The sequence below is a fragment of the Mesotoga sp. HF07.pep.5.2.highcov genome, from assembly GCF_003666285.1.
Classification (GTDB): Bacteria; Thermotogota; Thermotogae; order Petrotogales; family Kosmotogaceae; genus Mesotoga; species Mesotoga prima.
This window is the reverse complement of the sequence record NZ_JFHJ01000065.1, coordinates 1-11,414: the sequence shown is the minus strand read 5'-3', so window position 1 is coordinate 11,414 and position 11,414 is coordinate 1. Positions and strand designations below refer to the sequence as shown.

The window sequence follows — 11,414 nt, the reverse complement described above, 5'->3', positions numbered from 1 at the left end:
ACGGTTCTAGGACTTACCGGCGAGAAGAGCATTGAGGAAGTCTGGAGACTCCCCTCATCAAGAATAGAGACTGAAGATGAACTCTTTGTTATCCTTGATGGGCTTCTTAGGATTAAGGGTTACTCTGTCGGAGAAATAGATGGCCTGTGTGTTGCAAGTGTTGTTCCTAGGTTGAACAGAACAATTAACTACTTCACAAGAAAGTATCTTCCGAAACCTGCAGTCTTCTTGAGGCCGGATAGATTTTTCCCTTTAGGGCTGAATACGGATAACCCAGCCGAGATTGGGGCTGACCGACTTGCCGATGTCTTAGGGGCAAAGGAATGCTATGGAAACAATGTGATAGTTGTCGATGCGGGGACAGCAATTACCATAGACATCGTCAAAGACGGTAATTTTGTGGGAGGAGCAATCCTTCCGGGGCCTGGGACAGCAATGTCCGCACTTTTCTCGCATACCGCAAAACTACCGGAAGTGGAGCTCTTCTTCGAAGACCACTACTTTGGAACTAATACAGAAGACAACTTGAGAATCGGTATTGTAAACGGAACATACTTCGCAATTCAAGGGATTATTGACAATATTATCGAGAAATTCGAAGAAAAGCCAACAGTTGTGGGTACAGGCGGGAATATCGATCTCTTCTTAATTGAGGGAGGTTTGATAGAAATCGCTGATCCGAATCTCACACTCAAAGGCTTAAGTTTCTACTATAACAGAGTGAAACCATTTGAAGAAGATACTACTTGTTAACCCGTGGATAGAAGATGTGTCGGCCTATGACTATTGGCTAAAACCATTAGGTCTGCTGTACATTTCTTCACTCCTGAAGCATATCGGGATCCAATCAATTCTAATAGATTGTCTCGATAGATATGATGATGAATTGATCACCTTTTCTCCGAAATTCGGAGAGAAATATTACGGAACGGGGAAATTCCTTGAAAGCGAGATACCAAAACCCCGGTCTATTGCCTCGATACCCAGGAGATTCAAGAGGTTCGGATTTCCCGAGGAAGTATTGAGAAAGAAAATAAGACAAGTAAAGAACGTTGATTGTGTCTTTGTCACTTCAATGATGACTTACTGGCATTATGGAGTACACGATACTATTAGGATTATTAAGGACGAAATGCCCTCGGTTCCAGTGATACTTGGAGGAGTTTATGCAACACTCCTTCCCGAACACGCCCGGCGGTATTCCGGAGCAGACAAGGTTTGCCCCGGAACCGGAACGGAACCACTCAAAATGGCTCTTGGTTTCCTGGGAATCAATGAAACACTCGATTTTGACTGGTTCGACGAACTCGATCCTGACTATTCAGTTTATAAATCTGCAAGATATGCCGTGTTGATTTCGAGCCTTGGCTGTCCGTTCAAATGCACATATTGTGCCAGCAGCCTCCTCTGGAACAGCTTCGTGAGAAGAGACCCGGTAAAGAGTGCCAGGTTCGTCAAGCATCTTACTGCATCAAAGGGGCTCTCAGATATCGTCTTCTTTGACGATGCAATTCTTGTAGGTAGTGGTTTCAAGAGACTGATGGAGGAGTTCGAGCGTCTTCGAATCAAGGCGAGATTTCATCTGCCAAACGGCGTTCACGCCAGATTTATCGATAGAGAAACCGCCGATCTCATGTACATGAACAATTTCAAGACGATAAGAATCGGTTTAGAGACTTCCGATCCGGTTATGCAAAATTCCACAGGCGGAAAAGTCAATCTAGACGATATATTCGTAGCGATTGAGAATCTTTCATCAGCGGGATTCACTTCTCGAGAGATCAGCGCCTATATTATGGTTAACCTTCCAGGCCAGAGCGAAGAAGACGTTCTGGCTTCTCTTAGAATCTGCGAAGAACTAAGAATTAGCCCCAGTCTCAACGAATTCACACCCATTCCTGGAACGGTGCAGTGGAAAGAACTAACCCGTGGCGGCGTATTCGACGAGGATATCGACCCACTCCTTTTGGACAACTCGATCCTTCCATACTGGTGGAAGGAGGGCTTTTCTCCTGACGCTGTTCAGAGGCTGAAAGAGAAAGCGTGGTCATTAAGGAGAAGATTAAATGACTAAGGATCTATTCTTAGGCTTTGGGAGTAACATGGGAGAAAGACTGAATCTCATTATTAAAGCCTTTACAATGCTAATAGAAAGGGAAATCACGCTGCAATCAGTATCATCGCTCTACTTGACAGAACCATTAGGCAATATCGAGCAAAATGAATTCTTGAACTGTGTGGGGAAATTCGAATTCAAAGGTGATCCACACTTCTTGCTTGAAGAGATCAAGGCAATCGAGAGGTCTATTGGAAGAGTTGAAAGGTTCAGGTGGGGTCCGCGAGAAATCGACATCGACATTCTGCTCTTTGGAGAGATGATTCTGACAACCGAAAAGCTTTCTATACCCCACAAAGATATAATAAGAAGGAAATTCGTTTTGGTCCCTTTACTCGAAATCGATGAAGAGCTCAGAGACCCAAGAGACAACAGTCTCTTTTCGGACCATCTTGAAAGCCTTGGTAAAGAGGGATGGCCTGAGCTCTTCCTAGAAGCTCGTCTTTTTGAAAAACTAATAGAATTAGAGGTGAAGAGATGAAAATACGAAAGTTCAGCATAATTGTAATAGTGGTTCTAATTACGACCTTGTTTTCCTCCTGTAGTGCCTCGAAATCAGAACTCGTACCCGGAAAGTTTGCGGGGTTCGCGCTAAGCGACTATATGGATATCTCTACTTCGGTTAGTGTTGGCGGCATGATCTTAGGGATAGAACTAAATGAAGATACTCTGCTTCTCCATAAAGAGTTCGCTAAAGGCACAAAGGAATTCAATGTTTACGTAGCAAAATTTGAGAATGCTTCAAGAGCCACAGGTTTCTGGTATGACTTTGTTAGGGAAATTTCAAATGAAATCAGATCAGTCATAAGCGCGATTCCATGGATCTACGGAGAATTCTCCGGTGAAGTCGGCGAGAGCTTCATGAAGTCGTGGTTTTCCGGTAGATGGCTTTACATTTTTCTTGGGGACAATAGTGAGGAAGTAGACTCTGCGGTAAGAGCCTTCAAAGAGTATGAGAAGAGTCTGGTGAGATCAGTTGAGTCTTAAACCATACAATGACCTCAAGACTCATTTGAAATCACGATATGGAGAACCCGTTCATAGAGTTCCCCTTGATGCAGGCTTCTCATGTCCCCACAAAGTAAATGGAAAAGGTGGATGCATATACTGTGATTCCTCGGGAAGTGGTTTCACAGTAGACTCGACTCTCTCGCTAAGAGAGCAGCTCGAAAGTAGGATGGAATTCCTTCGAAAAAAGGGTATTAGGAAATTCATGGCATATTTCCAGGCCAACTCAAATACCTTCGCACCCGTAAAGAAACTACGACAGCTTTACAGAGAGGTTATTGTTGATGACGTTGTCATCCTCGACATCTCTACCAGACCCGATCTTGTCTCTGATGAGGTTCTAGATCTACTTGAAGAATTCACTTCTGACGTTGATGTGATTCTTGAACTCGGTCTTCAGAGTATCAATCCCAACACTATCAAAACCATTAACAGAGGTCACACTCTGTCGCATTTTATCGATTCGGCACTGAGAATCAAGAAAAGAAGAATAAATTTGGTTGTACATATGATATCGAATCTTCCCTGGGATACTGAAGAGGATGTTGCGGAGGCCGCAAGACTGATCTCTGTACTCGGTATAGATGGCGTCAAACTTCATTCTCTATACGTAGTCAAAGGCACTGAACTTGCAAGAATGTATGAAGCAGGTGAAGTTAAGATAGGAAGTGTAGATGAATTTCTGGAAAGAGTAGTGGTATTTCTGGAGCATCTAGACTGGAGAGTCATTGTACATAGACTTGTCTCAGACCCTCCTAACGAAGGAACAATGTTTGGAAATTGGGGAATGTCAAAAATCAAGCTATTGAATATGTTAGAAAGAAAGATGATAATTGAAGGTAGATACCAGGGAAGCAAGGCTCTATTTTATAGATCGGGAAGCGAAAAGAGTGACCGCGGAAAATCCGAGGAAAGTCCGGACTCCATGGGCAGGGGCGCTGGGTAACACCCAGGGAGAGTGATCTCCGGAAAGGGCCATAGAAAATTAGACCGCCTTCGGGCAAGGATGGAAAGGTGAGGTAAGAGCTCACCGGCTGTCGGGTGACCGGCAGGCTAGGTAACCCCCGTCTGGAGCAAGTCCAAGCAGAAAGGGTCTGAGGATGCCCACCGATTCCCTTTCGGGTAGGATGCTTGAGGGTTATGGTAACATAACTCCGAGATAGATGGTCACGAGAACAGGATCCGGCTTACGTTTTCGCTTCCCGCGTTTTTTTGGAGTGTCTAATGAATATTCCGATGACTAGGAGCGATATGGTCGAGAGGGGATGGGAATGTCTCGACATCATTCTAATAACGGGCGATGCATTTGTTGACCATCCTTCTTTTGGAACGGCGATGATTGCGAGAGTGCTGGAATCACAAGGCTGGAAAGTAGGTGTCATTTCGCAGCCCGACTGGCGAACAAACGAAGACATCTCAGTGTTGGGTAAACCTGCTCTGTTCTTCGGTGTCACCTCTGGTAACGTTGATTCAATGGTTGCAAATTACACATCGACTGGAAAGAAAAGAAGGAGCGACGATTACACTCCTGGAGGTTTTGGTGGAAAGAGGCCGGATCGGGCAACGATTGTTTACTCAAATTTGATTCGGCAGGTCTTCAAAGAAACTCGTATAGTTCTCGGTGGAATAGAGGCCAGTCTTAGAAGGTTTTCTCATTTTGACTGGTGGAGCAACAGAATAAGAAAATCGATCTTGCTTGATTCCAAAGCAGACTTGCTGGTATATGGAATGGGTGAAAAGCCAATTCTGGAAATCGCAACCAAGATCTCGAAAGTAAGAGAAGTCCCCACAGATGTTGAAGGAACGGTTTTTTGGTCCAGCTCTAAACCCGCAGGAATTGAATTGCCATCTCATGAAGAAGTATCTCTAGACAAGAAGAAATACTTTGAAATGACAAAAGTAATGCATGAAGAGACAGACCCGGTAAGGGGACACCAGTTGTTCCAGCTTCAAGACAATCGATATGTAGTCCAGAACAAGCCACCCAAAGTTACGTCAGAAGAATTAGATGCTTACTATTCCTTGCCGTTTACCAGAAGAGTTCATCCAGTTTCGCTTTCAAGGGGAAGGGTGAAAGCATTAGAGACTGTACGTTATTCTGTGACAAGTCATAGGGGTTGTTATGGACAATGCAACTTCTGTGCGATCGCTTTTCATCAAGGTAGAACCGTTGTTTCCAGGAGTGAAGATTCGATAATTCAAGAAATATCTTCATTCACCAGAGATGTCGGATTCAGGGGAACTGTTACTGACGTGGGTGGACCTACTGCGAACATGTACGGCTACGAATGTTCTATAAAGGAAAAAGTCGGTGCATGTGCAAAAAAGAGATGCCTCTTTCCAGAGGTGTGTGATTCTCTAAAACCAGATCATTCAAGATACCTTAATCTACTTAGAAAAATAGGGAAAATCCCCGGTGTGAAACATGTTTTCGTATCATCTGGAATCAGATATGACCTCATTCTAAAAGATAAAAGATCCGGAAGGGATTTTCTCAAACAACTTTTGAAAAACCACGTTTCTGGTCAGTTGAAAATTGCGCCCGAGCACACAGTGCAGAAAGTCCTTGAATACATGGGCAAACCCTCTAAAGATGTTCTCTTAGATTTTCTCAAAGAGGTTAGGCTCCTTTCTAACGGGAAGTGCCACATTATAGGCTACTTCATAGCGGCTCACCCGGGATGCACAAAGGAAGACATGATTGAACTGAAGAAGTTTGTCAAGAGAGAAATGCACTATAACCCCGAGCAGGTGCAGTTGTTCACACCGACACCGGGAACCATCTCCACAGCAATGTACTTCACCGAAATGGCTTCAGAGAAGGGTGATCCAGTCTTAACTGAACGGTCGACAGGTGGAAGAAACAGACAGAAGGAAATTCTGGTACGCAAAGAGATCCTAGATAGAAAACCTGAAAAGGATATAAAGGGTACCGGCCACAAGCGTAATAAGTGTGAGAGGCATTGAGAACCTAAGAAAATCCCCATATGTGAGTCTTTCCTTTGAATGCTTTTCTATTAGACCCACTCCAACCATGTTAGCTGCGGCACCGGCTATTGAAAAACTGCCACCCAGACAGGCCGAAATGGAGATCACCCACCAAATATCTGCCGGAACGCCGAACTTAGTTGTCATCCCCTGAATCACTGGTATCATGAAAGTTACCGCAGGAACCGCTCCTATAAAGCCGCTCATTATTGCCGACAACCAGTAAAGCGTCAAGAACAACAGTATTTTGTTGCCGGAGAGAGAGCCAAGCAAGTCGGAAATAACAGAGGTGATGCCGACCTCCTGGAGTGCAAATGCAAGAACAAACAGGCCCATGAAGAAAAATATCGTATCCCATTCTATATCTTCGGAAAGATGCGAAAAGCTCTTTCCGTTAAGAATCATAGCCGCTGCCGCACCAGCAAGAGCAATAAGAGAAGGTTCCACTCCGATTAGACCATGGAGAAGAAAGCCCACAATTGTAGCGAAGAACACAGCTAATGACTTGTAGAAGGCTGACATTGAAACTATCGCTTTCTTAGGATCCATGTTGGCTAGACGCTGCAGCTTTTCTCCCATTTCTGTGTAATCTTTGAAAACATGTCGATCAAGGTAGATTAGCGCAATTATCAACGCAAATAGTGTAATCGGCCCATCAATTCTTATGAAGTCCATGAATCCGAACCCACTTGCTGAGCCGATAAGTATGTTTGGTGGATCACCAATCAAAGTTGCCGTCCCACCGATATTTGCCGCTAGAACTCCAGCAAGGATGAAAGTGCGAGGAGAAACCTCCAAAGCATCTGCTACAAGAAAGATTATCGGTGCAAAAAGAAGAATCGTTGTGACGTTATCTAGAAAAGCAGAAAAGAGTGCAATTGTAACCACAAAGAATGTAAGCAAAGCTCTCACATTACCCTTGGAGAACCTTACTACGTGAACAGCAACAAATTCGAAAAAACCAGTCGTCCTCAAAGTGCCAACAACTATCATCATTCCAATTAGAATACTGATAGTATTGAAATCAACAAGGTAGCCGAGCTCCTTCATATCGAAGTCAGGTATAACTTTAGACAAAAGTATTAGAATACCAGCAGCAAATGCAACTGTTGATCTATTAAACTTACCAGAAATTATCAGATAATAAGCGCTTATGAAAACCACTAGAACAAACACCCACTGCAATTAACTCACCTCTGGAAGACATAACTTTATCAGTATATCACCTTCTCATTTTTTGAACAACGAATTCCTCTGCTCAGTCAAATTCTTACCGGAGTAGCCAAAATAATGAAGGAGGTCAGAGTTTATGAGAAAAGTTCTTGCAGTTCTTATTGTTGTAATTCTGTCAGTGGCTTCTCTGGCCCTGGTTAACGAAGGCTACGAGAGCCCAATAACCAACGTAGTCCAAGCAGCAGGACCAGCAGTTGTCAAAGTCGATGTAGAGGCCACTAGGAAATATTCAATCACCGATCCTTACGGTTTCGAGGATTTCTTCAGGCGATTTTTCGGAGAGATCCCCAGCCAGAAGGTAACCGGGGTTGGCTCGGGTTTCATCTTCAACAAGGATGGGTATATTTTCACCAATGAGCACGTAGTTTCAGGCGCGGAAAAAATCACGGTTTCTCTACTTGATGGAAGCACCTACCCGGCCAAATACATTGGCGGAGATGAGGAGTTGGACATTGCAGTGATAAAGATCGATCCCGATGGAGTTGATCTCCCCACTGTTGAACTTGGTGACTCAGACGCACTGAGAATCGGCGAGTGGGCAATTGCTATAGGGAATCCTCTTGGCCTTAAGCACACAGTTACTCTCGGAGTGATAAGTGCGGTAGGAAGGCAGCTGCCAAAACCAGATGGCAACGGAGTATATTCTAATCTAATTCAGACAGATGCCGCGATTAATCCCGGTAACAGCGGGGGGCCTTTGCTGAATATTCATGGCCAAGTTGTCGGAATAAATACTGCCATAATCGCTCCTGAAGTTGGAACCACCCTTGGATTCGCAATTCCCATAAACGTAGCTCTCAGATTTGTCGATTCAATTATCGAGACCGGATCTGTGCAAAGAGCATATCTTGGGGTCTATATGGATACGGTCACTGAGGAGGTTTCAAAATCCCTCGGACTAAAGGTTGACAGCGGAGCATTAATTACAGATGTGGTTCCTGGTTCAGCAGCAGAGAAGGCCGGAATAAAACCACAGGACGTCATTATTGGCTTTGAGAGTCTAGAGATCACAAACTCAGCGGAGCTTAGGGCAGCAGTATTGAACTACCCTGCAGGCTCCGAAGTGAAGATTACAATAGACAGATTCGGAGAGAGAATCGTACTGACTGCTGTTCTAGGATCACTTGCTCAAGAAAGCGAGTCTTCAGCAACAGAAGACAACGGAGCCAGACAGGCTTTTGTGAGCTCACTCGGTATATCGGTTTCTGAAATAACTCCCGGCGATAGGGAACGTCTAGGAATACCTCAGGAGTTTAGAGGCGTAATAGTAAGAGAAGTAGATCCAGAAGGAATAATCTACAGGTTGGGAATAGGCCCGGACGATATAATTACTCGTCTGAGCATAAATGGCAATCAAGAATCGATCGAGAGCGTCAACGATTTCGAGAAGTATACTGAAAAGATCAAGAAAGGGGACTACGTAGCGTTCTTTGTTTACAGAAACGGTGTAAGATTCGTGGCTTCTTTCCAGCTCTAAAACGAAAATGCCGCCACGCTTTGACTAGTGGCGGCTTACCCCCTTAATCCCCTGTGCAGGATTAACGCCTTGATTATAGCACAGGGGTTTTTTCTTTCCAAAACCATCTCTTGAGTAGATTTAATTATGATGCATTACGCCCACAATACATTACATTGATGAAACAAGCAGAATAGCTTTCGCAGCTAGTTTTCCTTCAACATATGCAGATGTTTCCAGCTTAGCGACGTTCATCCTACTGTTGATCAATTTGACAGAGTACTCAATTCTGCACGGCGGACGTACTATGGTCTTGAAACGTGCTCTTTCTATTCCCGCAAACAACGGTGTTTCATTTGGTTTCAGCAAAAGAATTCCTGCAGTCTGAGCAAGACCTTCAAGAATCAGCACACCTGGATAAATCGGATAACCAGGAAAATGACCCTCAAAAACAGGATCGTTTTGCAGCAAGTCTCTGAAAGCAAGAATTTCGGAATCGGTCATTGAAATCACGCCATCGACAAGAAGAAAGGGCTCCCTGTGGGGTATTCTTTCCTTTACAAACTCCTTGTCTCTCACAAATCACCTCCGTTTGATTTTCGAACTGTTCGCTCGCCAGCAGTCCTAGATTCAGACAAAAATGCGGCAAAAGGTCCTGGTATGTTGTTGCTTTTGTTAAACCAGCATACTTGTGCCAGGAGGATCTACTTTGAATGAGCAAAGACAGTCGCTAACCGAAATGCTTGGAATCAAATACCCCATTCTTCAAGGAGGGATGGCATGGGTCTCGGAACATAATTTGGCTGCAGCAGTTTCCAATGCCGGTTGCCTAGGCATAATTGCCGGAGGGAATCTTTCTCCAGAGGATCTACTTCATGAGATTCGCGAGATCAGAAAATTGACTTCAAAGCCCTTCGGAGTCAACGTAATGCTGCTTTCTCCATATGCGCAGGAACAGATAGAGATAATCTGTAGGGAAAGAGTTCCCGTTGTAACTACTGGGGCAGGCAGTCCATCAAGCTTTATTGAAAAATTGAAGACGGCCGGAACTAAAGTGATTCCCGTGGTCGCCTCTTCCGGGCTCGCTAGAAGGCTAGAGAGACAGGGAGTCGATGCAGTGATTGCCGAAGGAATGGAGCCGGCGGCCACATCGGAAAGGTTTCAACAATGGTATTGGTTCCAGCAGTTGTTTCAGCAACGAGAATCCCAGTTATTGCAGCAGGTGGAATTGCTGACGGAAGAGGATTAGCAGCATCTCTTGCACTTGGAGCTAGTGGTGTTCAGATGGGAACAAGATTCATCTGCACGACTGAATGTAGAGCACATTCTAGATACAAGGAACGGATTCTGTTATCAAATGAACTAGACACCGTCGTTACGGGCAATTCAAATGGTCATCCTGTAAGAGGATTTAGGAACAGGCTAACAAGACGCATTGAAGAACTAGAAAAGCAAGGCTCTGGATTCGAGGAAATTGAAAAAATAGCTGTCGGAGCTCTCAAGAGAGCTGTCGAAAATGGTGACATGAGTGATGGTTCCATGATGGCCGGTCAATCCTGCGGGCTTATTGGAGAAATCCTTGATGTTTCACAATTAGTTCAGTCAATAATTGATGAGGCAGAAGAAACAATTCGATTCCTGGGAGGCATAGAGAAATGGTAGCATGGATTTTTCCCGGACAGGGGAGCCAATACGTTGGCATGGGTAAGAGTTTTTGCGATGAAAGTCCTTTGTTTAGAGAGTTTCTTGAACTATCCGGACAGTTGCTGGGTTTTGACATATTAACAATGATGCTCGAGGGGCAGGAAGACGAACTAAAGCTCACGCATAATGCCCAACCGGCTATTCTTTCGCTAAGTATAGCCCTTTCCGATGCTCTTATTGAGAGGTGGGGAAAACCCGACATTTGCGCCGGATTATCGCTGGGTGAGTTCTCTGCTCTAGTCGTAGCGGGCACACTTAGATATGCCGACGCACTTCGTCTTGTAAGGTTGAGGGGGACAGCTATGCAACAATTGATGTCTTCTGAAGATGGAACGATGGCAGCGATAATTGGTCTTCCAGAAAAAGTAGTCGAAGAGATCTGCCTTGAGATTTCTTCAAGCGAAGAGGTTATTGTAGCCAATTACAACTGTCCAGGTCAAGTTGTAATTTCAGGGTTATCAGAAAAAGTTCGAAGTGCTATGAACAAGGCAATGGAAAAGGGAGCGAAAAAATGTGTGGAGCTTTCAGTGAGTGCTCCTTTCCATAGCCGATACTTGCGTCCAGTTGGAGAAGTTTTGAGAGAGTTCTTGAACGGCATTGATGTCAAACCTCCGGAAATCCCTGTTATCTCAAATGTTACCGGAGAGCTTTTTCCTAAAGATCCAAACGCGATAAGAGAGTTGCTAATTGAACAGGCTTACAGCCCTGTCAAATGGGAACAATCTATTAGAAAGATGATCGAACTAGGCGCAGATCGGTTCGTTGAAGTGGGGCCTGGAAAAGTGCTTAGTGGGTTTATGAAGAAGATAGATAGGAGTGTCTCTGTAGAAAGCACAGAAAACGAAGGCCTTGGAATACTTAAAGAACTACAGGAAATCAAGAACTGAAAACTAAACTTTGAGAGGTGAG

General features: G+C 44.4%; 9 protein-coding genes, 1 other RNA gene and 2 pseudogenes. 10 read left to right on the top strand and 2 right to left on the bottom strand.

Going from position 1 to position 11,414, the window contains the following annotated elements:
- The 7 genes and pseudogenes from BG32_RS01205 to BG32_RS01175 form a co-directional block, all read left to right on the top strand.
- The coding region (locus tag BG32_RS01205; protein ID WP_121526276.1) for a type III pantothenate kinase at window positions 1-753 on the top strand (753 nt) is incomplete at its 5' end.
- The gene (locus tag BG32_RS01200; RefSeq protein ID WP_121526275.1) at window positions 731-2,074 is read left to right on the top strand and encodes a B12-binding domain-containing radical SAM protein; all 1,344 of its coding nucleotides are present in this window, start codon (window positions 731-733) and stop codon (window positions 2,072-2,074) included. The genes BG32_RS01205 and BG32_RS01200, both read left to right, overlap by 23 nt.
- The gene (gene folK / locus BG32_RS01195) at window positions 2,067-2,597 is read left to right on the top strand and encodes a 2-amino-4-hydroxy-6-hydroxymethyldihydropteridine diphosphokinase (protein ID WP_121526274.1); all 531 of its coding nucleotides are present in this window, start codon (window positions 2,067-2,069) and stop codon (window positions 2,595-2,597) included. The genes BG32_RS01200 and folK overlap by 8 nt, the downstream gene beginning before the upstream one ends.
- Entirely contained in the window at window positions 2,594-3,103 is a 510-nt protein-coding gene (locus tag BG32_RS01190; protein ID WP_121526273.1) for a hypothetical protein, read from the top strand. Before folK ends, BG32_RS01190 begins: the two co-directional genes overlap by 4 nt.
- Window positions 3,093-3,971: pseudogene (locus BG32_RS01185) on the top strand (TIGR01212 family radical SAM protein); the annotation flags it as partial. The gene BG32_RS01190 and the pseudogene BG32_RS01185, both read left to right, overlap by 11 nt.
- A 31-nt stretch (window positions 3,972-4,002) precedes the next feature.
- Window positions 4,003-4,330, top strand: an RNA gene (gene rnpB, locus BG32_RS01180) — RNase P RNA component class A.
- 18 nt (window positions 4,331-4,348) lie between these two features.
- Window positions 4,349-6,091 (top strand): YgiQ family radical SAM protein, encoded by a 1,743-nt coding sequence (locus BG32_RS01175; RefSeq protein WP_121526272.1) that lies wholly within the window; start codon window positions 4,349-4,351, stop codon window positions 6,089-6,091.
- On the opposite strand, the gene BG32_RS01170 is transcribed toward BG32_RS01175, so the two are convergent.
- The gene (locus BG32_RS01170) at window positions 6,023-7,288 is read right to left on the bottom strand and encodes an ArsB/NhaD family transporter (RefSeq protein WP_259459420.1); all 1,266 of its coding nucleotides are present in this window, start codon (window positions 7,286-7,288) and stop codon (window positions 6,023-6,025) included. The two genes, BG32_RS01175 and BG32_RS01170, sit on opposite strands and share 69 nt — an antisense overlap.
- 133 nt (window positions 7,289-7,421) lie before the next feature.
- On the opposite strand from BG32_RS01170, the gene BG32_RS01165 reads away from it, so the two are divergent.
- On the top strand, window positions 7,422-8,822 hold the full coding sequence (locus BG32_RS01165) for a Do family serine endopeptidase (protein ID WP_121526270.1): 1,401 nt from the start codon (window positions 7,422-7,424) through the stop codon (window positions 8,820-8,822).
- Window positions 8,823-8,972: 150 nt separating this feature from the next.
- Here BG32_RS01165 and fabZ read toward each other — a convergent pair whose 3' ends face one another.
- Entirely contained in the window at window positions 8,973-9,380 is a 408-nt protein-coding gene (gene fabZ, locus BG32_RS01160; protein WP_121526269.1) for a 3-hydroxyacyl-ACP dehydratase FabZ, read from the bottom strand.
- A 160-nt stretch (window positions 9,381-9,540) separates the two neighbouring features.
- On the opposite strand from fabZ, the pseudogene BG32_RS01155 reads away from it, so the two are divergent.
- Window positions 9,541-10,463, top strand: a pseudogene (locus BG32_RS01155) (nitronate monooxygenase).
- Window positions 10,457-11,392, top strand: coding sequence for an ACP S-malonyltransferase (gene fabD, locus BG32_RS01150; protein ID WP_121526268.1), 936 nt, complete (start codon window positions 10,457-10,459; stop codon window positions 11,390-11,392). The pseudogene BG32_RS01155 and the gene fabD overlap by 7 nt, the downstream one beginning before the upstream one ends.
- Window positions 11,393-11,414: the final 22 nt, after the last annotated feature.